Origin of the sequence: Halobacillus aidingensis, assembly GCF_900104185.1 — a bacterium.
Classification (GTDB): Bacteria; Bacillota; Bacilli; order Bacillales; family Halobacillaceae; genus Halobacillus; species Halobacillus aidingensis.
Window position 1 is genome coordinate 72,008 of record NZ_FNIZ01000007.1, and the last position, 20,192, is coordinate 92,199.

The following is a 20,192-nucleotide window of genomic DNA, read 5'->3' on the forward strand; positions in this document are numbered from 1 at the left end:
GAAGCTGGATGATAAATAGATGAAAGCTTCCCCCTTTACAAAATCAAAATCCTGTTATAAGATGTAATTCGTAATCGTTACTATTACAACTGAGGTGTTGTTTCTTAATGAAAGAGCATCCTATTTTTTTGAACGTTTTTAAATCGTAATAATTACTATTTGTTGAAAGGTGTGAAGATATGGCTAAAAAGTCAAAAGTGGCAAAAGAGAAGAAACGCCAAGCGATGGTTCAAAAATATGCAGCCCTGCGTAAAGAGTTGAAGGAAAAAGGGGACTACGAAGCGTTAAGAAAATTACCCCGAGATTCCTCACCCACACGCCTCACAGGACGCTGTGAAGTCACAGGAAGACCACGCGGGTACATGCGTAAATTCAACATGTCCCGCATCGCCTTCCGAGAATACGCCCACAAAGGCCAAATCCCAGGCGTGAAAAAATCCAGTTGGTAATTCTAAGTGTGGAGACACCCCGGTAGATGCGACAAGCATAAGCAAAATCACGTCGTGGCGGTCTTTGCCACAGAGTGAGGTTGCTTATGTCTCGAGCATCTGGGTGGCGGAACCGGATAAATACAAATGCGCAGAGGCCTTGCTCAGCCCCGACAAGCATAAGAGGTTCAGCGGAGTGAAGTGTACGTTCTTCACGCAGCTGAAACACTTATGACCTCGAGGGGCTAGGCCTTGGAGCTGGCCGGAGAGGAAGTGTGGGGACACACTGATAGACGCGACAAGCGTTAGCAAAATCACGTCGGGCTGTCTTTGGTGGTTGCATATAGAAGATAAAAAAATAGGGACTCCTGATCAGGGAGGCCCTACTTTTTACATACAGCAACACCCAAAGGATAATAGACTCCTTCTCTCGGAGGCTCAATGGTGACACCGCGCTGATTATAGATTTCTTTTTCAGAAAAGCCTTCAAACAATTCCTCGAATTCCTCCGGTGTCAATTGAAAATAATGGAAGGGTTGCCCGGATGCGTAATCCCTTCCTTCGCCGAATGGAGTGGAAAGGATGAGCGTTCCGCCAGGGTTCAATAAATCGTACATACGTTTAACAAACAAGCGATCATTCTTCACATGCTCGATCGTTTCAAAACTGAGGATTGTATCAAATGTCCCGATTTCCTGAGGGAGGGAAGCATCCAACGCATCTCCTTGTTTGAAAGTGAGCAAAGGATGATAGTAGTTGTGAACCGCGTATTGCAGTGTTTTCTCACAAATATCCACGCCTATGATTTCATCAATTTTCTCTTTTGTTTCTTTGGCTATTTTGAGACTACCGTAGCCGGTTCCACACGCGATATCCAACACCCTTCCTTTTACATAAGGGGTGGAAAACATGTACCGCGCAATGTGCTCAAGGAGCATGTTGTTCATCGGGTCCATTTTTTTCGGTATGACCCGTTCGCCTGTATCTTCTAACATAACCCGTTCACCGCTTTGTCTGATTTTTCTTACTTCAGACCAGTATAACATAGTCTGATCTCAAAATTGAGCACCATAGGCTTACAGAAAAGGGCAGCGCTAGGATGCGCTCCCCTTTGTTTGTTCCTGACTTTTAAGGTGAAGAATCGTCCTCAACAAATCCCCTGCACAAGCCCTGCCGAATGGACCGGTCTGTTTTTGTTGATAAAGCAATTCTCCCGAGTGATTGATGAGGAAACAGGCAGGCTCACCGAAGGCGCTGATAGCTTCCTTGTGACCAGGTCTATGTTCAGTAAAAACCCCGAATGCTTCAATAATGGAGAGGAATTCATCAGCTAAGATGGGAAAGGTAAGCTTCTCGTTCTCTACCATCCTCTTCAATTCCCGCGTGTTTTCTGCTGCAATCGCTATCATCGTGACATTCTCTTTAGAAAATTCTACGAGATGGTCCTCGATTTGTTTCAACGCACGTACGCACTCTTTTGACCATGATCCTCGGAAGAAAACGATCAAGTGCCAGCAATCTTCATTGTTTTCCTTATGGGACTCTAATAAAAATTGTTCTCCGGTGACGGTAGGCAAAATAAAGTTTGGAACACGATCCCCAAGCCTCAACTCAGACATATTGCTCCTCCTTTCCTGATGGTACTCCTTCAAGATCATCCATCCGCTTCGCATTTGTGACGATAAAATTTCTCGAACGATTCCATTATATAGACTCTGAAGTGAGAAAAAGATCCTTTTTCCATAGGTTAACCAAATTTTAAGATAATTATAATAATTGAGCGGATGCTTATGAAACTTTTGCCATTTTCAGTCGTATACAAAGATAGATTGTAAATGAAAGAGGTCGATTTAAATGGACAAGGAACAACGACTATATGATGAAGCGAGAATGTTAGTTGAACATAGGTATCCAAGCGGTTGGGGAGGGGCTGCGGCGGTGAGGATTGAGGACGGAACCATCCTGACGAGTGTCGCTCCAGATGTGATCAATGATGCCGTGAATCTCTGCATGGAAACAGGGGCGATCCTTGAAGCTCACAAACGGAACCAACGGGTCACACATTCCCTGTGTATCGCTCGTGACGATGAAAGTTCTTCCTTCAAAGTGTTGTCGCCTTGCGGGGTTTGTCAGGAACGGTTGTTTTACTGGGGAGATGATGTGAAAGTCGCTGTCACACACGATGGTGAAGGACTCATGTTTAAAACACTTGCTGAAGTTCAGCCCCATCACTGGTCCAGAGCCTATGAGGGAGAAGAATGAATCTTCGGATCCGTGATCAAGATTTTTATGTGTTGAAGAGATGGACAGGTGAATCTCTTCAAGGAAACAAAGCAACAAGGATTTATCAATGGCTTTTGAGCTTTTATCAGTGAGTTTGGTAATTTTATCGGCGACTTTCGCACTTTTATCAGTCGCTTTCGCCATTTTATCGGTGACTTTCAAACCTTTATCATTAACTTCAATAATAAATCTTATATCCTATAAACATTTACAAATTATGACTATAAACCCATGTCAGTATTTTCAATTTATTCCAGACATGGTACGCTTTTAGTAATAATACAACGGAGAGCGCTGTCGTAGTGTGCTCGAATTCACAGAAAGGTGAGACATCATGAAGAAATTATTTGTCGTTCTTTTACTTTTAGTCGTGGGGTGCAGTGTAGCAGGGAAAGACGTCAATGCTTTCGAAGGTCATGTGACAGAAGTCAAGGTCGGCGGTCTGGAAGTCGAGTGCTCATCGGCAGTGGAAAATGGAGAGGTGGATGATGGGACAGAAGAAGGATGGCCTTGCCTCGTTCTCGTTCCCCATGATACCCCGGTCTATACCAATGATGGCGAGAACTTGAAAATGGAAACGTTCAGAGAACAAGCAAGAGAGGAGAAACTTCTCAAAATTCGAGTGCAGCTCAGTGAAAGTACAGAAATCACGGAAGATCCTGAAAGCAGGAAAGTGACAGCGAAGGAAATCACGGTCCTTGAATAAAGGTCATACATATAGTTGAGGTGTTTTTATGAAAAGACTTTTGTTTCATCTGGGATTTGCTGTATTTCTCATCGCCGCGATGATGGGGATGTTGAGTATTCGCGGAGGACTTGTTGATCAGGCGGAAATGGAATTCGAGGTCGTGCCTCTTATCATTTTTGATCTGGTATTCCCGGTGGTGTTTGGGATGTTATTCGCTCTTCCTTTTTTATGGCGCAGATATAGAGAACATAAATGGAAAGGTTTCATGTGGCCGGAGTTCATTGGTATCGGTGTACCGAGCCTGTTCGTAGCCGTATCACACTGGTTGTACTTCACAAATTTTCCGCTGAATCCGGTGACGAAATTTTTTGCGATGCATGCGATCAACGGTCCCATCCTTTTTGGATTCATTTTCGGCTTCACCCTGATTCATTCCATTAGAAAAAGGGAAGACGCAGAATGAAAGGCATTCTTGCCTTATTGCTTGTTGCTCTATTCCTCCTTCCAGCCTGTTCTCCTGGTGCAGGCGAAGGAGGGCTTTTGGAAAAAAAGCAGGTGCTCAACATGAATCCTGACGCTGATTATGTAGAATTGGAGAACGGAGAGGTCTACACGCATGGAGCAGAGTGGGTCTATGAGAAGAGCCTGACCAAAGGTGCAAAGATAGCAGAAGTGGAAAAAGGGATGGCGAGCGATCTACCCGTTGGAACCATCCTATATGAATCCAAAGAAATCCCAGCGATATTGATTTCAGAATATGACGGCAAAACGAAACGTTATCATTTGGCCATGGGAGAATAAGAGGAGGAGAAACAATTTCTATGAAAGAGAAAGTGGCTTTAGTTACAGGAGGCTCCAAGGTTCTTGGAAAGGGAATTGTCCAAAATCTGGCGGCCTCTGGTGTGACCGTGATCATAAACTATCATCGTGATCAGGAGTCGGCCGATGAGGTCGTTCATCATATCCGTGAAAATGGAGGACAGGCTTTCGCTATTCAGGCCGATGTGACGAAAGAGGAAGAAGTGCACCGTCTCGTGGCAGAAGCCGAACAACAAGCAGGCCGTCCCGTTAATATCGTCGTAAACAACGCCACAGGTCCTCAACCCGAATATTCTCTTGAGGAAGTGACTTGGGACGATTATCTCGATCAACTGTTATTTACGACAAAAGCCCCGTTACTGTTGACGAAAGCCGTCATTCCTTCGATGAAGAAAGAAAAGTGGGGACGGATCATTAATATCGGAAGTGAAGTCGTAGATCTCGGCAATGCGCATTTTTCCAATTATGTAACGGCGAAGTCTGCGGTCGTCGGCATGACGCGTTCGTGGGCCAGTGAACTCGGCGAACATGGAATCACTGTCAATGCTGTCCATCCTGGTTTTACCCCGGTTGAACGGCATGGAGATGTAACAGATGAGACAAAAGCTTCTTATTTAAATAATGTCCCTTTGAAAAGAATGGGGGAGCCCCAGGATATCGCGAATGCTGTACGGTTTTTAAGCAGCGATGATGCGTCATTCATTACAGGTCAGAACATCAGCGTCAATGGAGGGAAAACATTCTAGAAGGGTGTGTGATGAGGATGGACAAAGAGACGGTGGCACTTACAAGCAAGTGGATCAAAAGGAACGCACGACCACTGGAAGCGGCACGCTGGCATGCCTTGATGGAGGGCGGTTTGAAGAGTGAGGTCATCCATTACATACGCGCCTTCCAAAATGAAGATGGTGGTTTCGGGCATGACATTGAACCGGACTTTTGGCTTCCGGAATCTTCTCCGATGGCGACATGGGCCGCCGGACAGTACTTGTTCGAATTGGATGTCGCTTCTAAAGAACGCGTCGTCCTTGATATGATTTCCTACCTGCTTGAAACGTACGATGAAGAGACAGGGATGTGGCCATCAGTACTTCCTGAACACAACAATCACCCTCATGCCCCGTGGTGGCATTGGAAAGAAGGCGTCCAGCAAAATTGGATGTTCAACCCTGGTGCGGAACTGGCAGGCTTTCTCATCCACTGGTCCTATAAAGACAGTGAAGCAGCAAAAACGGGTTGGGCGAGTGTAGAAAAAGCCGTTGCTCATTTGATGGCCATCGATTTGATGGATTTTCATGAAGTCAACTGTTTTCAACGGTTGATGAATGTCCTGTTCCGTCATAAGGACAAAGTCGCTGCCCATACCCCTTTTACTTTCGAAGAAGTGAATGCCAAAACGGTGCTTCTTGCTGAGAGGTGCATAGAGAAAGATCCGCACAATTGGGGCAGCAGCTACAAACCGCTGCCGCTCGATCTCATCCATTCACCGAAACATATCCTTGCTGAAAAACACCCAGAGCTGCTGAAAGAAAACCTGGATTTTTATTTGGAAACGATGAATGAGGATGGGGTCTGGGACCTAACATGGGACTGGGGAGATGGATCCGAAGCTTCCGCCGTCAGCAAAAGGCAGTGGCAGGGGATCTTGGCTGTGGATCGCTACCAGAAATTGAAAGCCTTCGGTCGTTTGCCGGAGTGACATCGGATCCTGTCATTCAAGGGGCTGTTCACAATTGAAACAAAGGAGAAAAGAAATGAGAATCATAGACTTGAAGCACATTTCCACCGATGACAAGGTGGATTTTTTTCATACCCATTGGGGTGGAACAACGATGGTCATCTCAAGCGGTGTTTATGAATGCCCGGAGCTTGCCGGATATGCAGCATTGGAAAATGAAAAAATCATAGGGTTGATCACCTATGTGAAAAAGGAGAGGGAGTGTGAAATCATCTCCCTCGACAGTTTGATAGAAAACAAAGGCATCGGAACGTCGCTCATCAAGGCTGTAGAAGGTGAAGCAAAACGAATGGGGTGTCGTTCGTTGAACGTCATTACGACGAACGACAATATAAGAGCCCTTGCTTTCTATCAAAAGCGCGAATTCCGTATCCGGGAAATCTTTCACGATGCTGTTCAGCGAGCACGAGAAATGAAACCGGAGATCCCGGCGATCGGTGATCATGGCATCCCGATCGTTGATGAACTTTTATTGAAAAAGGAGATTTGATTGGATGCGGAAGTGGCATGTCGTAGGTTCGCTTCTCGTTGTAACCGGACCTGTGCTCATTCTCTCTGGCGTTCAGAATACACTTCTCATCCTTTCCCTTATGGTACCAGGGGTTCTGATCGTCATGGTGAATGCTCTCTTAGAAAAGGAAGAGACCAGCATAAGGTGCAGACTGGGCCTCCATACATATGAACGCGTTCGTTGGAAAGAGGATGGACCTGGGGAAATCATCGAATGTCAGCGATGTAAAAAAAGAAAAGAAGTGATGAGAGGCTTTTAAATTTGTTTTGAGAATAGGGGGCCTATATTGAGACCATTGAAACTGGTTGAACCTGACATAGTACTAGAAGAATCCTACCTTAGTTTTTATAAAGAGTGGAAAGATAGCGGGGAAACGATGATTCCATGGGTGATTGAAAAAGATCCTTCGAATTTTCAAGCCATGGTTCAGGGCTTACATAATGACGCCAAGGGGATCGATCTGCCTGAAGGGTTTGTACCGGGCTCGACCTACTGGCTCATCGATCAAGAGAACAAGGTCATCGGAGCTGTGAATATCCGCCATGCCCTGACGGAACCGCTGCGAAATGCCGGCGGTCACATCGGCTACGGCATCCGCCCTTCTGAACGCAGGAAAGGCTATGCGACGGAATTGTTACGTTTGTCTTTAGAAAAGTCCAAAGAGCTAGGCATTCCGAGAGCTCTCGTCGTCTGCGATGAAATCAACACTGGATCGATGAAGACCATCCTGAATAATGGTGGTGTGGAAGATGAAGATTTTATCGAAAAAGATGGGAATGTCGTCAAAAGGTACTGGATTGAGTTATGAGATCATCCTGAAGGGGTGAGGCGATGGAAGTACAACAGAAAGGCGTCGATGGAGCGGAAGGTAGAATCGCTTATACCTATATCCAAAATGGATCCGATCGCGTTTGTTTCATGTTTTCGGGAAGAGGATACAGCTACGATCACCCGATTTTCTATTATACGACGATGAAATTGATGGAGGATACGTGGGATATTGTGCATGTGCATTATGATTATGACTCCTCCTTTTTTGAACAACCATGGGAGGTTATAGCCAAACGGATGGAACGGGATGTCTCTTCGGTCATAAAAGATGTATTCATGCAGAGGGATTATGGCCATCTGACTTTCCTTGGGAAATCGATCGGGACACTTCCTATAGCAGAAGGGCTGATCCAAAAATACTCTGAAGCAAGGTTTGTCCTTCTGACTCCTTTATTCAAGTATGACTTCTACAAAGAACCTCTCATACATACAAACGCGGAGTTGTTGATTTTTGTAGGAGATGAGGATCATCACTATATCAAAAGTGTCGTGGAAAGTTTGGAGAGTCGGGCGAACATTCGAATGGAAGTCCTGAAAAATGCGAATCACTCTTTGGACGTATCTGGGGGGGATACGGCAAGCTCTATCGAGGTCATGAAAAGAGTCGTCGAATCCATCGGGACGTTCGTGAAAAATAGGGGGAATGACTTTTGAAAGGTTTGTTAGTGAAAGAGCCGTGGATCGACCTGATCCTGAGCGGGGAAAAGACATGGGAAATCCGTGGTACGAACACGAAGCACCGAGGAACGACCGGGTTGATCAAAAGTGGGACCGGTCATGTTTTCGGAACGGTGGAAATCGTAGACAGCCAACCATTGACGAAAGCAGAGTATGAGAGGAGCACAAGCCTGCACGGCATCCCGGAAGAAAACTGTCAGCAGCTGCCCTACAAACGTACCTATGCATGGGTGCTCCGGAATCCGTTCTTTTATGAAGAACCGATCCCCTATACTCATCCGCTTGGAGCGGTCATCTGGGTCGACTTGGATAAAGCAATGAAGGCGGAAGTTTAAAGATTTACATACTGCGAAAGCCCATCTCTCACAACGAGGAATGGGCTTTCGCTTATCGTGGAATCCATATCTTTGAAAAGTCGAAGTAACCGAATGACTGAAATCTGACGTCCTGGATCATCGGGTGGAACGTGCGGATTTTCACGGGATGGTATTGGAAAATCAACAAATTCTGCTTTCGTATGTACGTTTCAATCTCATCCATGACCTGCTCGCGTTCTTCAGCCGTATCCTGTCTTTTGAAAACCTCGAGTTTGTCATGGATCCACTGCAATCCCCAATCCGGGAAGAAGCGCCGGAAAAATAAGTTTTTATTATAAAAAGCTCCTAAAAAAGAAAGGTGTGGGTCCAGTGATGACACTTCCCCCATGAAAATCAAATCCACGTCCTTGTCCATCTCTTCTGTATAGAAATTGGAGAAGTTGAAGGGGTGGCGTTCGAAGTGGATACCATATTCCGCTCCTTTTTTCTCGAGCCACTCGGCTTCTTTCACGGCATTTGGGAATTCAAGATGAAACAGTTTCAACGGTTCCCCCTCATAGCCGGATTTTCTCAGCAGCTCTGGAATCAGCGAGCTCTTTTTTTCCAAGTGTGTTGATCTAGTAGGAACGAAACTGCTGGCCTCCACGTATTGATTTTCACCGGGCAAATCATTAGGATCACCGAAGGAATGCCAGCCAAAAGAGTCCGCCATCTCTTGGATATCCAGAATGTGATAGATGGCTTCCCGAAAATGAGGATCCTCTACGATGTTGTCTTTATGAAAATTGAACGTCAGAAAGCGGAAGCCGGTCTCGACTTCATGCTTTTGAGCAGGGTTCACATCTTCGCCGTCTTCCACCGTGAAATTAATGATACTTGCAGCTTCCTGAGAAACTTTGAAAAATTGGACCTCATCGAGTAACGGGCGTTCTTTAAAATACCCATCGAATGCGGCGAGGACGAGTTTGTGCTCCGTAAGCTCCTTCAAGTAAAAAGGCCCTGTCCCGATCCATTCGTGTTCATCGAAGGGCGTTCCTGCAGGGAGGATGCACAAATTCGATGCCGCCATGTATCTCGGGAAAAATGGATTCGGTTCGTCCAAATGAATGATGACTTTATAACGGCTTGGACATTCGATGCTCCGAATGCCCTCTGTCAGCCATGATGTAGATGCTTCCGTATTCATCGCTCTCGATAATGTGGAGTAGACATCCTCACTCGTCAGCTCTTCGTCATTATGAAACCGCACCCCTTTCCGCAAATGGAACGTCCACGTCCGAGCCGAGTCGTCCACGTCCACATGATGGGCGATATGGGGGAGGACTTCATCTATTTCAGCATCATATTTCAGCAGCGGGTCCCCGAGCTGTTCGATCATATGGGCTTCGAATGTGATGGAAACTTCAAGTGGATCAAGTGTCGTGAGCGACCGTGCAATGAAAGCATGGAGCACATCCTTCGGGCTGCTTTGTTCCCTGTAGCTGAACATTTTACGGATATCGTAAGACGCTTTGGCGATCCAGGACTTCGGAATCGGCAGGCGCAGGAGGTGGGCCGCTTCATCCAGCTCGTCCCGCTCCACGCAGGCAGTGACGAAATCTTCCACTTCCTTTTGGAACGGTTTCGGAAAAAGGAGGGTGGACGGTTTTCCGCGCCCTTTGCCGGGAATGTACGTCAGCCTTCCATTCGCTACTAGTTCTTTCAAAACTCTTTTCGCATTTTTTTGAGAGCAGTACCAAATCGTCTCAAGCTCCTGTAACTTGAACGCGATCGTTTGGGCCTCTTCCCGTTCATACAAATGGGCCCTCAATGAAAAATAACGTTCGTCGAGCATCAGCGCACCTCCTAAAAGGGGACAGATTTTTCTAAATCATACCCTTTTTACCCCTTTTTGGAAACCTCATAATAGAGGGAGCGAAGGAGGAGGTTCCATGTTCAAAGAATTGCATCCCAACATCCGGATCCGCATTTATACATCATTTCTGAGCCGGGTCGTAGGGGCGGCCGTGTTTCCATTCATGGCCATCTATTTTACAAAAGAAATCAATGCGACGGTCGCAGGCGTGCTGCTGCTGATCCAAGTCGAGGCCCAGTTTCTTACAGGTCTTTATGGCGGGTACTTGGCGGATATCATCGGCCGGAAACGCTTGATGGTGACAGGGGAGATCTTGAAGCTTACGGCTTTCATCGGCATGTTTATCGCCAACTCTCCGTGGCTCCAATCCGCATGGATGACGTTTTTCATGCTGCTGCTCATCGGAATTGCTGGAGGTCTCGTGAACCCAGCGGCCGAGGCAATGCTCATTGATGTCAGCACGAAAGATTCGCGGGCGTTCATGTATGCGATCAACTACTGGGCGATCAACATGTCGATGATGATCGGACTCATGATCGGCGGCTGGTTTTTCGAGCGGAATCTGTTCGAATTGATCGCCGTCCTCTTAGGCATCAGTTTGTTGACGCTCTGGATGACGAGTACGAAAATCACCGATACATACGTCGTGAGTGAAGAGAAAGTGAGGGAAGGATACGGACTAAAGCCGGTTCTGAAAAATTACAGCCTCGTCATGAAAGATGTCCCGTTCCTCGCATTCACAATCGGAGGGATTGCGATCTTAGGTATCGAATTCCAGCGCAACAATTTCATTTCTGTCCGATTAGAGCAGGACATCACTTCAAACATGATGGATTTTTTCGGCCTGTTTTCTTTTGAACTGGACGGCATCCGGCTGCTCAGCCTGCTGACGGTCGCGAACACGTTGTTCATCGTGCTGTTCACATCGCTTTTCTCGAAATGGATCAAAGGGAAAAAAGAAGAACCGATCATGTATGCCGGTTTCGCCTTGTTCGGACTGGGATACGCGTTCCTGGCGTTCAGTAATCATATCCCCGGCCTTTTCATCGCTGTCATCGTCCTTTCGGTTGGTGAACTGCTGTATGTGCCAACGCGGCAGTCCATCCTAGCTGATATCGTCGATGATACAAGGCGGGGAGCGTACATGGCTTTCAACGGTTTGGTCTTTCAGTTCGGAAAAATACTCGGAGCTCTAGGGATCATCATCGGTAATGTCATCGGAGGTTACGGTATGGCTGTGCTTTATGTCGGGCTTGTGTTCGCTGGGATCCACTTTTCCAGAATGGCGATTCTAAGGAGGAAATCACCTGAAGAAATCGTCCTTGAGGCGAGTGGTTCATAAGGAGAGAAGGCAGGAGAGGGAGTCCTCTTCTGTCTTTTTTTGGATCCTATGAAAGGAATTGCTAATATTTTGAAACGGCATCGTTTGCTTTTTCGTATGTAATGAGTAAGAAGAAAGAACGGAGGGGTAGTTTATGGAAATCATCAAAAAATATCTAAAGCCATTATTTTTGTTAGGAATTCTATTACTATCTGTGGGTTGCACCAGTTCAGAGGACGTAGGGAGCAACGTAGAAGAATCTGAAAGTGAACAGAACATTCGCACGGTTTTGCAGAATACTTTTACGGGTCCCAGCGAGGAACAGGAAAAGTTATTAAACGGCCCTGATGGCCAATTGCAAACGTACGCTGAGGAGTTAGGTGAGTACCACATGGAACATTTCAAACCCTATTTAAGCGATCGTTTTTTCGAGAGTTATATAGTAAACAGCAATATGGCTTTATCATTCCTGCGTTTAGCGCACCCGGACTATGAGGTGAAAGTCGATGATATAGAGATTGAAGAAAAAGAAAACTATTACACCTTCACTGTGGACTTATCGTATACAAATAACAAAAGTAACAAAACGAATACGATGAATGTGAAAGGAAACGCACAAACGAATGAAGATGATAAATTAACGAGTATTCAATATAGTAGTGACTTCGAAGATATACGCACAGCCTTAGAATGAGGAAAATAAAGCCAAGGAAACCCGCCCTTAATGGAAACTAAGGGCGGTTTTCTATGACCATTAATTTTAAAGCTGTCCATCATACCAGGAAAAGTATCCGAAATAGAGGGAAAAAGCAATCGTCACCCCGAGCATCCCGAACATCATCACAGGAAAAAGCCAATCCTTCCGCCGCACTTTCATCGGGCGGTAAAACGTGCGTTCCTTCGCACCGGTGAACCCTTTCGATTCCATCGCGATTGCTGTCCGCTCCGCTTTCCGTATCGCACCAGCCAGAAGGGGAATCGCGAAGCGCTGGTATTGAAGGAGTTTTTCCTTCCACGAATCCGGCCGGTTGACACCGCGGATTCGGTGAGCCGCACGGATCTGTTGGAATTCTGTCTTCAACATAGGCAAAAAACGATATCCTGCCATAACCCCGTAAGCGATTTTCGGTGGCAGCTTCAACTGTTGGATCAGGCTCAAGATGAAATGGACCATGTTCGTCGTGAACAAAAACAGCAGTGACAAACTGGCGAACGCAAGGACCCTGAGACCTAGAGCAGCCGCCGTCCAGATGTCTTCCGTTGGGAACTCCATCCCGAGGAATGAGACGGTTCCGGTAGTCCCAGAAGCGGTGTCCGAAAACACGATCGTCGTCCAGAACATTCCGAAAGCAAACAGCGTGAACGGAATGAAATAATACAGGTAGTATCTTTTCTTGAACGTCCCGAACAGGAAGGTGACGATCACGGTCCAAACGATGTAGAGCACTGGCGTGACAGGATCGAACACGAACGCGAGGAGGAAGACAGTACCGATGATCGTCAACGCTTTGACCGTCGGATTTACGTTATGAAGAAACATACGCAGGCTCCTTCCGCTTCAAAACGGATCGCTTCCATTGCTCTCTTGGAGGCAGCTCCAGGTGATGGTCTGCCAAATCTGAACGTGACCAGAGTCTTTCCGGCTGACCATCAAAGGTGATTTCGCCTTCGTTCATGACAAGCACCTTTGTCGCGTATTTGTCCACGAGCTCCATATCATGCGTAATCATGACGATCGTCGTCCCGTTTTCATGTTTTTCTTTCAAGAGCGACATCAAATCCGAGGTCGACTTTTCATCCTGTCCGAACGTCGGTTCATCAAGGAAAAGCATACCCTGATCCTCGACAATCATCGTTGCGACACTCAAACGCCGCTTTTGTCCCTGACTTAGAAGAAAAGGATGCTGGTCCTCCAGTCCATCCAACCGGCAGAACTTCAATGTTTCTTCAACGATCCTGGTCCATTCCGCTTCCTTCATCCCGGCATGCTGGAGACTGAAGGCGACTTCATCATAGACCGCATCCGTAATGAACTGGTGTTCCGGGTTCTGGAAAACATAACCGATCTCTTGCCGAAGGTCATTCTCTTTCCATTTCTTTAACGAGCGGCCGTGCAAAGAAACCGTCCCTTTTCCCGGAGGCTGGATGCCCGCAAGGATTCTCGATAAGGAAGATTTCCCGCTCCCGTTTTCCCCCACGATTGCAACCCATTCTCCCTCATGAAAAGTAACGTTGATGTTTCGCAAAATCGATTTCCAATGCACATCTTCTGCTTTCAACAATACCTCACCCGCAGGTTCCTCTCGATGAGGATTCGCTGGTAAATCGGCGGACGGCATTTTTTCGATGTGAAGCGGATAGGGAGGCGTCCAACCCCGTTCCAGAGCTGTCCTTGTAGCGTAAGGAAGCTGGATGCCCATCTCATGAATTTCCCGGGCGTACGTTTTCAAATGGTCGTGGAGTGGACCATCGTAGGCGAGTTCTCCCTCTTCGCTAATGATGAGGACTCTTTCCAACAAGTCCAGCCAACCCTCCAGCTTATGCTCGATCACAAGCAGGGTGAAAGACAGTTCCTCTTTCAATTTTTTCAAAAGCTGGATGAATTCCTTCCTCGCCACCGGGTCCAAATTCGCTGTCGGTTCATCGAGGATCAACACCTCCGGTTCCATCGCTAGGATGCAGGCAAGGGCGACTTTCTGCTTCTGTCCTCCGGAGAGGTCGGAGATGTTCTTGTAATCTTCCATCCCGACCCAGCTTAAAGCCTTCTCCACTTTTTCCACCATCGACTCATATGGGGTATTCAAGTTCTCCAACCCAAAGGCCACTTCATCCTCAACGGTGATCATGCAGAACTGCGTCTCCGGATCCTGGAAAACCACGCCGACGTGCTGCGCCATTTCACCGGCAGGATAAGAGACGGTCCGTCGTCCCTGTACATAGACTTCTCCATCCATGGAACCGTCGAGTTCTCTCGGGTAGAGTCCATTCAAACAGTGGGTGAGGGAGCTTTTCCCCGATCCACTCGGACCAAGGATCAGCATGTTTTCTCCCTCTTCCATGGAAAAATTCAGACGGGACAAAACAGGTTTCTTCCTTTCCTCATAATGGAGGGTGAGGTTCTCGACTCGTATCACATCTTGACTCATGCGGCTCGCTTCCTTCGGTATTCTTTTCCAAGAGCGAAGCTTGAAAGGACACCCGTTTTCGCTAAAGCGTCACTTAGGACTTTCCCTGCGACACCTGAAATGATGGCACCACTGATGATGCGGGCGATGAACATGGCGAGGACGTACCCTGTGCTGAGAGCTGCGAAACCGGATAGGAAGTAACCCCAGACGAAGCTGAACACGGCAGCCATGACACCGGCAAGCATGAGGGTGAACAGATCATAACGTTTGTACCTCGTCATGGCGAAGGCCGATTCTGCCCCGAGCCCTTGAATCATCCCAGAGACGAGGAGCATCGGACCGACCGCATTGCCGAGCAGCACTTCGACAGCCGCAGCGATCGTTTCTGACAAAAAGGCAGCGCCGGGTTTACGGATGATATAAGCCGTGATGATCGACACGATGAACCAGATGCCGAAGATGAGGTCATAGCCGATCGGTCCGAAAAAGCCGACGAGGATTTTTCCGACCGGAAGGAATGCCAGATAAACGACCGCAAAAACGACAGAAAGCACGGACATGACGACGATCTCTTTCAGTTTCCAGTTGTTCATAACTGATTATCCTTATGAGAAGGGCTGTTGGCAGAAACCGTCACAGTCATTACTGTATGGGAAGAGCCGCTCGCCTCCGTTTCCCTGAACACATCCTCAAGTCCTGTGAAAATGTCGCGTGTATCTCCGTCGAGGCGGGTGGAGTAGTGTGCGGGCGTGACTTCTACGCCTTTTTCTTTCATCGCTTCGATTTGACGGTAGATCGTGTCCATATAATCGCCGCCACCCATTGGATAAAGGGAGAATTTCGCTGCGATCCTCTGTTCGATTTCCTTGGATTGAAGCTTGTTCAACCGTTCCTCCGATTCATCCATATGGACATCCCCGGATGAATCTCCAGGGCAGCCGATGGAAAAGGTCCCTTGAAAAGCGACATGGACCCCTGTTTTCGCGATATGTAATAAAATCGCTTCGGTGACATCGAAGACATGCTCCATCCGGCCGCGGACCGTAGTCGTGACATCATCTGTCTTCATCCAGACTTTCGAGCTGTCCACCTCATTCAGGCTCGCCTTGATGTAATCCACGAATTTGTCCGACATCGGGTGCACGGAAAAAGAGCACCCCGCGATCCTTGAAGTTCCACAATTGTTTTCCATTTCTTATTCCTCCTTTTTTTGAGCACAAAAAAACTGCATCCCACGGGAATGCAGTCTACCAATCATAAAGGAAGAACCAGTCAGGTTCTTGTGAATGACGACCGCACTTCCCCACGCTAGTATTATCTAGTTCGGGTTCCAAGGGTCGGAATTCCTCCTCTCAGCCGCTTATAGCAGCTCCCCCAGTGCAAAACGCGTATGCAGTTCTTGTACGTTGCTTTCATCGTAGCGGAGAGTCATAGATTTGTAAACCATCTTTTTTGTAAAAAAACAAATGAACCGGATCGCCCTGGGGGATCCGGTTCATTCCTTATGCTTTCGACAAGCGTAACTTCATCACATTCTGATCTATGAAACAATCGATATACGGCACGCGTTCATAAGGGTAATAACTGACGGATGTCGGTTTCACTTCCATCATTTGATACAGGTCCTCTGTTGAAGCTACATCATTCAAAATCAATCGGACGTCTTCACCAGTCAACGAGGAGAACTTAGCCGAAGTGTAACCTTCATTTTTCATAAATTGGAGTAAATCCATTGTAGTCTCCTTATTATCTGACCTTGAACCATAAATTTTCCCTGAATAACAAAAACCGAAACATATGTCATAGAAATACCTTTTACGACTTCCCTCTAACTATTATTCTACTATAATAAGGGTCAAGAAGGAAGGGAAGAGTTTCGACAAAAAAACAGGCGCAGTGCCGCTTCTTGTCGTTCATCAATAATAAGGGGAAATCATCAAGTAGACGATGACTCCAGTCAGACTTACGTACAGCCAGATCGGCATCGTCCATCTCGCGATTTTGCGGTGTTTATCCACCTTCATCGCAAGCCCGCGGAACAAAGTAAGTAGAGCGAGGGGCACGATGAGCGCAGCCAATACGATATGCGTGATCAAAATGAAATAATAGATTCCCGCAATGATCCCTTCACCGCCGAAGGACGTCGACTCTGCCATTGAATGGTACGTCAGGTACGAGACGAGGAAGAGAGCGGTAGACGTAAAAGCAGCGAAAATGAACCGCTTATGCCACTTAACGTTTTTCCTGATGATCATGAACAACGCAGCAGACAGGAAAACGAACGTAAACGAATTCAAGACGGCATTCAAGAGGGGAAGGAGTTTAATGTTGAATCCGAGATCCCCGTCAATTTTCGGTAAGAATAATAGAGCCACAACGATAAGGTTGATAGCGATGGAAAGTCCCACGACCCATGGGACGTAATTGAATTTTTTCATGGTATCGATCCTTTCATACATCTTTATATAGAATCCTAGTTAAGTATAAAGAAAGTAAGAGGAGAATGCTATGACAGAAAACGCACAATGTGCACGTGTGTTATTTTCAGAAAAGTCTTTCTGTTATAAAATGGGGATAATATAAGTAATTCTGCAGGAGGTATCGCTGATGGAAATGACCTATGGGTTCAAGGCCAATGAAAAGGGAGAACAACTTTTTGTTATCCTCTTATCAGGCATTAATGAAAGTAATTTCGTCAAAATCTCCAACTTTGAATACCACTTACTTGCTAGAAAACAAGAAATCAAAGTGTTATGTAAATTTAGAAATGATTTTGCTTATTTTATCCGAAATGGCAACAATGAAAGAGAAAATGAGGAACATAGAGAAGGCAATACTGCAATGACTAGATTTAAGGATGGGACTTATCGTCTTTTTTTACGCGTAGAACTTGGCAAGAAAAAGTCATTTCGGCTGAAGCGATCCAGTTTCATAGCTGAAGTGATCTTTAAAGAAGACCAAGAATACATACAAAAGAAGGAAATGAAGAATAGAAAGTTGAAAAGAACGAAAGTCGGTCACTCCTCAAACAATAGGAGCAAAGAGCGAAATAGCGGAGAAAGCTTGAAAAAGATGAAGAAGAAAGCAGGGGTCTATCAAGCCTATAGGGAGTCTCGTGCATGTATGAATTGTATCCACTTAATCGGGAACAAATGCGTGATGCACCAATTGAACGTCAATCGAACGGAAAGTTGTCGAAAGTTTCGGGCATATAAAATTCAATATGGCGGGGGATTTTCACCACGTTGAGAAAAGAGATGGGGCAAAAGCTCCATCTCTTTTTCTCCTTCCTGGGTGAATGGGCAAACCGATGATACCAAAAACCCATAGGATATCGTACAGAAAGGAGGGACTTCGATGTCCGAAAGAAACTTGTTCCTCAGATTCATAGGCACAGGACTTGAACTCATCGTATCCGGATTCCTCGCGATCCTCTACACAGCAACGCAGAACACAGGGCGTGGCTTCGATCCGAACCCAGTCTTTTGGAAAGCATTCATCATCATCCATGTCTCGCTTCTCATTCTCATTCCGTTGCTGGCGAAAGGAAGAACACTCGGCATGCTTTTGACGAATCTCACCATCGAATCCAATTCAGGTAAGCCGCCGAACATCCTGCAGATCTTTCTAAGAGCCGTCTTAGGGTTCGTTCCGGTCATCCTTACCCAGGGGATGTGGTACTGGGTTTCATTCGTCACCGGTTTGATGGATTCGAAAGGGAGAGGGTGGAGTGAACTCATATCCTATACAACGATAAAGTGGAAAGAGCCTCCATTGGAATAAGAGGCTCAGGGGCAGGGGCAAGTGTGCTTTCCGGTATGGTATTGGGTTTATCAAAACGGATGTGTATTTATTAGTGCCGTAGTTAAACATATTTTATAATTTTGAAACCATGCCCGGGAGCTTTTTCTCCATCAATCCTTCAAGCCAATGGGTGGTCTCAACGAGTTGATCCAGAGAGGCGGATGTTTCGACACCCATTTGATGAAACATATGAACCATATCTTCGGTACACACATTCCCCACGGCTTTAGGTGCGAAAGGGCACCCACCGAGTCCTCCGATAGAGGAATCGAAAGAAGTGACACCTGCTTGGTATGCGGCTAACACATTTGCAAGTCCTAACCCTCTAGTATTATGGAAATGAAGTCTGAGACTTACTTCATCTTTGAAAGCCTCTTTAAATGAGTGGACGACTTTTTTTACTTGAAGAGGATCTGCTTGCCCGGTGGTGTCTGCTAATACCATTTCAGTACAACCTGCCTGAATGAAGTCTTCGGAAATTTTTAAGACTCTATTTATGGGCACTTCCCCTTCAAAAGGACAGCCAAAGACAGTTCCCAGAACTCCTGTCACTGGTTTTCCTTCTTCTTGTGCTTCCTTTGTAACTTGGACTAAGGCATCTTTGGATTCTTCTACTGTCCGTTTAGCATTTTTGAGATTGAAAGTATCACTTGTCGCTAAAACGGTATGGATGACGTCGATGTTTGTACTTAGAGCTCTTTCCAGACCGGATCTGCTTAGTACTAAGCCTGAATAACGAACGTCTGACACTCTTGGAACCTGTTCCATGACTTGCTCTGCATCACGCATTTGAGGGACTACTTTTGGGTTGACAAAAGAAACCGCTTCAATTTGTTTTGAACCGGATTGTATTAATCGTTCTATTAGCTCAACCTTCTTTTCTGTAGGTATCCACTGTTTTTCATTCTGCAGGCCATCCCTCGGGCCGACTTCACATATATGAATCATAACTTTTCCTCCTCATTCAGGATTCATTATTTATGTTCTTTAACACGTGGTCTCTTCCTTGGTAAATGTGTTCCTGCATAGCTGTTTTGGCTCGATCCGGTTCATTTGCCTGAATAGCGCATAAGATGGTTTGGTGCAATTCAAGTGATTTTTTTAACTGGTATTCGTTATACCAATAAAAGGACCGGAAGACTAAAGGCAGAACGGTTACACTGGTGATGTGAAACCTTAAATGTTCGTTATGAGAAGCGTTGTACACGGCACTGTGGAATTGGTTGTTCAATTCCGTGATTTCATTCAACATTTCTGTTCTCCCGTAGGTGGGATTCTCAAGCAAATCCTTAAACTGTTCATTGCATCTTTCCATAGCCTCAATATCTTCTGCGCTTCGATTTACAGCAGCTTCGGCAGCTGCATATCCCTCTAGCAACGCCCTCAAATTGTAAATCTGCCAGATGTCCTCCCTATTAAACTCACTGACTATGACACCTCTTTTTAAAGGAGAGATCAGCCTCTCTGTTTCGAGGCGCTTTATGGCTTCGCGTATTGGTGTGCGACTGATTTGTAATTCTTTTGCAAGGTTTTCTTCTGTTAAACGTGTGCCTGGTGCGTAATCACCTTCAATGATGGACTTTTTTATTCGTTCATAGGCTTCCATAACTATATCCCTCCTTGGTTCTATTGTATACAAAGGGTATCTCCGCAGCAACTAAATTGCTGTATTTTTCTGAATAAAGTACAAAAACCCGGCTTTTCATACATAATATTTGATTTTTCTGAATTTTAAGTTGATTTATTGTATACAAAGTGCTACGATGAATTCAAATTAATGGAAATGGAGGT

Annotated in this window: 27 protein-coding genes and 1 riboswitch; of the genes, 16 read left to right on the top strand and 11 right to left on the bottom strand. The window is 46.0% G+C overall.

Annotated features, from left to right (window positions below; translation table 11 throughout):
* The first annotated feature begins 179 nt into the window (after positions 1–179).
* Positions 180–449 (top strand): 30S ribosomal protein S14, encoded by a 270-nt coding sequence (gene rpsN / locus BLS23_RS08725; RefSeq protein ID WP_089652166.1) that lies wholly within the window; start codon positions 180–182, stop codon positions 447–449.
* 362 nt (positions 450–811) lie between these two features.
* Here the strand turns inward: rpsN and BLS23_RS08730 are convergent, their stop codons facing one another.
* Positions 812–1,423 (bottom strand): class I SAM-dependent methyltransferase, encoded by a 612-nt coding sequence (locus BLS23_RS08730; protein ID WP_089652271.1) that lies wholly within the window; start codon positions 1,421–1,423, stop codon positions 812–814.
* 99 nt (positions 1,424–1,522) lie between these two features.
* The gene (locus BLS23_RS08735) at positions 1,523–2,047 is read right to left on the bottom strand and encodes a peroxiredoxin family protein (RefSeq protein ID WP_167356049.1); all 525 of its coding nucleotides are present in this window, start codon (positions 2,045–2,047) and stop codon (positions 1,523–1,525) included.
* A 235-nt stretch (positions 2,048–2,282) separates the two neighbouring features.
* Here BLS23_RS08735 and BLS23_RS08740 point away from each other — a divergent pair, with 235 nt between their 5' ends.
* From BLS23_RS08740 to BLS23_RS08790, 11 genes are all read left to right on the top strand, one after another.
* Positions 2,283–2,690 (top strand): cytidine deaminase, encoded by a 408-nt coding sequence (locus BLS23_RS08740; RefSeq protein ID WP_089652168.1) that lies wholly within the window; start codon positions 2,283–2,285, stop codon positions 2,688–2,690.
* Between the two features lie 355 nt (positions 2,691–3,045).
* Positions 3,046–3,417, top strand: coding sequence for a hypothetical protein (locus BLS23_RS08745; protein WP_089652169.1), 372 nt, complete (start codon positions 3,046–3,048; stop codon positions 3,415–3,417).
* A gap of 28 nt (positions 3,418–3,445) precedes the next feature.
* Positions 3,446–3,862: a hypothetical protein gene (locus BLS23_RS08750; RefSeq protein WP_089652170.1), complete on the top strand. Its 417-nt coding sequence runs from the start codon at positions 3,446–3,448 to the stop codon at positions 3,860–3,862.
* Complete coding sequence (locus BLS23_RS08755) at positions 3,859–4,200, top strand: hypothetical protein (RefSeq protein ID WP_089652171.1); 342 nt, start codon at positions 3,859–3,861, stop codon at positions 4,198–4,200. Before BLS23_RS08750 ends, BLS23_RS08755 begins: the two co-directional genes overlap by 4 nt.
* Before the next feature lie 20 nt (positions 4,201–4,220).
* Positions 4,221–4,964: an SDR family NAD(P)-dependent oxidoreductase gene (locus BLS23_RS08760; RefSeq protein WP_089652172.1), complete on the top strand. Its 744-nt coding sequence runs from the start codon at positions 4,221–4,223 to the stop codon at positions 4,962–4,964.
* Positions 4,965–4,975: 11 nt separating this feature from the next.
* Positions 4,976–5,917 carry a hypothetical protein gene (locus tag BLS23_RS08765; protein WP_089652173.1) on the top strand — a complete coding sequence of 314 codons (942 nt, stop codon included), beginning with the start codon at positions 4,976–4,978 and terminating at the stop codon, positions 5,915–5,917.
* A gap of 55 nt (positions 5,918–5,972) precedes the next feature.
* Complete coding sequence (locus BLS23_RS08770; RefSeq protein WP_089652174.1) at positions 5,973–6,446, top strand: GNAT family N-acetyltransferase; 474 nt, start codon at positions 5,973–5,975, stop codon at positions 6,444–6,446.
* Positions 6,447–6,450: 4 nt separating this feature from the next.
* Positions 6,451–6,726, top strand: a complete 276-nt coding sequence (locus BLS23_RS08775) for a hypothetical protein (RefSeq protein WP_089652175.1) — start codon at positions 6,451–6,453, stop codon at positions 6,724–6,726.
* Positions 6,727–6,762: 36 nt separating this feature from the next.
* The gene (locus tag BLS23_RS08780) at positions 6,763–7,275 is read left to right on the top strand and encodes a GNAT family N-acetyltransferase (RefSeq protein WP_244157155.1); all 513 of its coding nucleotides are present in this window, start codon (positions 6,763–6,765) and stop codon (positions 7,273–7,275) included.
* Between the two features lie 23 nt (positions 7,276–7,298).
* Positions 7,299–7,952 (top strand): alpha/beta family hydrolase, encoded by a 654-nt coding sequence (locus BLS23_RS08785; RefSeq protein WP_089652176.1) that lies wholly within the window; start codon positions 7,299–7,301, stop codon positions 7,950–7,952.
* Entirely contained in the window at positions 7,949–8,311 is a 363-nt protein-coding gene (locus tag BLS23_RS08790; RefSeq protein ID WP_089652177.1) for an ASCH domain-containing protein, read from the top strand. The genes BLS23_RS08785 and BLS23_RS08790 overlap by 4 nt, the downstream gene beginning before the upstream one ends.
* A gap of 52 nt (positions 8,312–8,363) precedes the next feature.
* Here the strand turns inward: BLS23_RS08790 and BLS23_RS08795 are convergent, their stop codons facing one another.
* Positions 8,364–10,127: an ABC transporter substrate-binding protein gene (locus tag BLS23_RS08795; protein WP_089652178.1), complete on the bottom strand. Its 1,764-nt coding sequence runs from the start codon at positions 10,125–10,127 to the stop codon at positions 8,364–8,366.
* Between the two features lie 97 nt (positions 10,128–10,224).
* Here BLS23_RS08795 and BLS23_RS08800 point away from each other — a divergent pair, with 97 nt between their 5' ends.
* Positions 10,225–11,490, top strand: a complete 1,266-nt coding sequence (locus BLS23_RS08800; protein WP_089652179.1) for an MDR family MFS transporter — start codon at positions 10,225–10,227, stop codon at positions 11,488–11,490.
* Positions 11,491–11,623: 133 nt separating this feature from the next.
* Complete coding sequence (locus BLS23_RS08805; protein ID WP_089652180.1) at positions 11,624–12,163, top strand: hypothetical protein; 540 nt, start codon at positions 11,624–11,626, stop codon at positions 12,161–12,163.
* 66 nt (positions 12,164–12,229) lie between these two features.
* Here BLS23_RS08805 and BLS23_RS08810 read toward each other — a convergent pair whose 3' ends face one another.
* The 6 genes from BLS23_RS08810 to BLS23_RS08835 all read right to left on the bottom strand — a co-directional run bounded on the left by BLS23_RS08810 (position 12,230) and on the right by BLS23_RS08835 (position 17,035).
* Complete coding sequence (locus BLS23_RS08810) at positions 12,230–13,009, bottom strand: energy-coupling factor transporter transmembrane component T family protein (protein ID WP_089652181.1); 780 nt, start codon at positions 13,007–13,009, stop codon at positions 12,230–12,232.
* A complete protein-coding gene (locus BLS23_RS08815; protein ID WP_089652182.1) occupies positions 12,996–14,615 on the bottom strand; it encodes an ABC transporter ATP-binding protein in 1,620 nt (539 codons plus the stop codon). Before BLS23_RS08815 ends, BLS23_RS08810 begins: the two co-directional genes overlap by 14 nt.
* On the bottom strand, positions 14,612–15,190 hold the full coding sequence (locus tag BLS23_RS08820; RefSeq protein WP_089652183.1) for an ECF transporter S component: 579 nt from the start codon (positions 15,188–15,190) through the stop codon (positions 14,612–14,614). The genes BLS23_RS08815 and BLS23_RS08820 overlap by 4 nt, the downstream gene beginning before the upstream one ends.
* The gene (locus tag BLS23_RS08825) at positions 15,187–15,789 is read right to left on the bottom strand and encodes a YkoF family thiamine/hydroxymethylpyrimidine-binding protein (RefSeq protein WP_089652184.1); all 603 of its coding nucleotides are present in this window, start codon (positions 15,787–15,789) and stop codon (positions 15,187–15,189) included. Before BLS23_RS08825 ends, BLS23_RS08820 begins: the two co-directional genes overlap by 4 nt.
* A 91-nt stretch (positions 15,790–15,880) precedes the next feature.
* Positions 15,881–15,983: riboswitch (TPP riboswitch) on the bottom strand.
* Positions 15,984–16,099: 116 nt separating this feature from the next.
* The gene (locus tag BLS23_RS08830; protein WP_089652185.1) at positions 16,100–16,330 is read right to left on the bottom strand and encodes a hypothetical protein; all 231 of its coding nucleotides are present in this window, start codon (positions 16,328–16,330) and stop codon (positions 16,100–16,102) included.
* 183 nt (positions 16,331–16,513) lie between these two features.
* Positions 16,514–17,035, bottom strand: coding sequence for a DUF420 domain-containing protein (locus tag BLS23_RS08835; RefSeq protein ID WP_089652273.1), 522 nt, complete (start codon positions 17,033–17,035; stop codon positions 16,514–16,516).
* 169 nt (positions 17,036–17,204) lie between these two features.
* Between BLS23_RS08835 and BLS23_RS08840 the strand changes: the two genes are divergently transcribed.
* Positions 17,205–17,846 (top strand): hypothetical protein, encoded by a 642-nt coding sequence (locus tag BLS23_RS08840; RefSeq protein ID WP_089652186.1) that lies wholly within the window; start codon positions 17,205–17,207, stop codon positions 17,844–17,846.
* A gap of 108 nt (positions 17,847–17,954) precedes the next feature.
* The gene (locus BLS23_RS08845) at positions 17,955–18,380 is read left to right on the top strand and encodes an RDD family protein (protein WP_089652187.1); all 426 of its coding nucleotides are present in this window, start codon (positions 17,955–17,957) and stop codon (positions 18,378–18,380) included.
* Between the two features lie 93 nt (positions 18,381–18,473).
* Here the strand turns inward: BLS23_RS08845 and BLS23_RS08850 are convergent, their stop codons facing one another.
* Together BLS23_RS08850 and BLS23_RS08855 are read right to left on the bottom strand one after the other, a co-directional pair.
* Positions 18,474–19,349 (bottom strand): hydroxymethylglutaryl-CoA lyase, encoded by an 876-nt coding sequence (locus tag BLS23_RS08850; protein ID WP_089652188.1) that lies wholly within the window; start codon positions 19,347–19,349, stop codon positions 18,474–18,476.
* Positions 19,350–19,365: 16 nt separating this feature from the next.
* The gene (locus BLS23_RS08855; protein ID WP_089652189.1) at positions 19,366–20,007 is read right to left on the bottom strand and encodes a GntR family transcriptional regulator; all 642 of its coding nucleotides are present in this window, start codon (positions 20,005–20,007) and stop codon (positions 19,366–19,368) included.
* Positions 20,008–20,192: the final 185 nt, after the last annotated feature.

Excerpts from the sequence above, each read along its gene's own strand:
- BLS23_RS08855 (WP_089652189.1), bottom strand. The coding sequence starts at position 20,007 with ATGGAAGCCTATGAACGAATAAAAAAGTCCATCATTGAAGGTGATTAC.
- BLS23_RS08735 (WP_167356049.1), bottom strand. The coding sequence starts at position 2,047 with ATGTCTGAGTTGAGGCTTGGGGATCGTGTTCCAAACTTTATTTTGCCT.
- BLS23_RS08835 (WP_089652273.1), bottom strand. The coding sequence starts at position 17,035 with ATGAAAAAATTCAATTACGTCCCATGGGTCGTGGGACTTTCCATCGCT.
- BLS23_RS08760 (WP_089652172.1), top strand. The coding sequence starts at position 4,221 with ATGAAAGAGAAAGTGGCTTTAGTTACAGGAGGCTCCAAGGTTCTTGGA.
- BLS23_RS08755 (WP_089652171.1), top strand. The coding sequence starts at position 3,859 with ATGAAAGGCATTCTTGCCTTATTGCTTGTTGCTCTATTCCTCCTTCCA.
- rpsN (WP_089652166.1), top strand. The coding sequence starts at position 180 with ATGGCTAAAAAGTCAAAAGTGGCAAAAGAGAAGAAACGCCAAGCGATG.
- BLS23_RS08810 (WP_089652181.1), bottom strand. The coding sequence starts at position 13,009 with ATGTTTCTTCATAACGTAAATCCGACGGTCAAAGCGTTGACGATCATC.
- BLS23_RS08845 (WP_089652187.1), top strand. The coding sequence starts at position 17,955 with ATGTCCGAAAGAAACTTGTTCCTCAGATTCATAGGCACAGGACTTGAA.
- BLS23_RS08795 (WP_089652178.1), bottom strand. The coding sequence starts at position 10,127 with ATGCTCGACGAACGTTATTTTTCATTGAGGGCCCATTTGTATGAACGG.
- BLS23_RS08800 (WP_089652179.1), top strand. The coding sequence starts at position 10,225 with ATGTTCAAAGAATTGCATCCCAACATCCGGATCCGCATTTATACATCA.
- BLS23_RS08765 (WP_089652173.1), top strand. The coding sequence starts at position 4,976 with ATGAGGATGGACAAAGAGACGGTGGCACTTACAAGCAAGTGGATCAAA.
- BLS23_RS08820 (WP_089652183.1), bottom strand. The coding sequence starts at position 15,190 with ATGAACAACTGGAAACTGAAAGAGATCGTCGTCATGTCCGTGCTTTCT.
- BLS23_RS08805 (WP_089652180.1), top strand. The coding sequence starts at position 11,624 with ATGGAAATCATCAAAAAATATCTAAAGCCATTATTTTTGTTAGGAATT.
- BLS23_RS08775 (WP_089652175.1), top strand. The coding sequence starts at position 6,451 with ATGCGGAAGTGGCATGTCGTAGGTTCGCTTCTCGTTGTAACCGGACCT.
- BLS23_RS08815 (WP_089652182.1), bottom strand. The coding sequence starts at position 14,615 with ATGAGTCAAGATGTGATACGAGTCGAGAACCTCACCCTCCATTATGAG.
- BLS23_RS08745 (WP_089652169.1), top strand. The coding sequence starts at position 3,046 with ATGAAGAAATTATTTGTCGTTCTTTTACTTTTAGTCGTGGGGTGCAGT.
- BLS23_RS08740 (WP_089652168.1), top strand. The coding sequence starts at position 2,283 with ATGGACAAGGAACAACGACTATATGATGAAGCGAGAATGTTAGTTGAA.
- BLS23_RS08840 (WP_089652186.1), top strand. The coding sequence starts at position 17,205 with ATGGAAATGACCTATGGGTTCAAGGCCAATGAAAAGGGAGAACAACTT.
- BLS23_RS08750 (WP_089652170.1), top strand. The coding sequence starts at position 3,446 with ATGAAAAGACTTTTGTTTCATCTGGGATTTGCTGTATTTCTCATCGCC.
- BLS23_RS08830 (WP_089652185.1), bottom strand. The coding sequence starts at position 16,330 with ATGGATTTACTCCAATTTATGAAAAATGAAGGTTACACTTCGGCTAAG.
- BLS23_RS08770 (WP_089652174.1), top strand. The coding sequence starts at position 5,973 with ATGAGAATCATAGACTTGAAGCACATTTCCACCGATGACAAGGTGGAT.
- BLS23_RS08825 (WP_089652184.1), bottom strand. The coding sequence starts at position 15,789 with ATGGAAAACAATTGTGGAACTTCAAGGATCGCGGGGTGCTCTTTTTCC.
- BLS23_RS08850 (WP_089652188.1), bottom strand. The coding sequence starts at position 19,349 with ATGATTCATATATGTGAAGTCGGCCCGAGGGATGGCCTGCAGAATGAA.
- BLS23_RS08785 (WP_089652176.1), top strand. The coding sequence starts at position 7,299 with ATGGAAGTACAACAGAAAGGCGTCGATGGAGCGGAAGGTAGAATCGCT.
- BLS23_RS08730 (WP_089652271.1), bottom strand. The coding sequence starts at position 1,423 with ATGTTAGAAGATACAGGCGAACGGGTCATACCGAAAAAAATGGACCCG.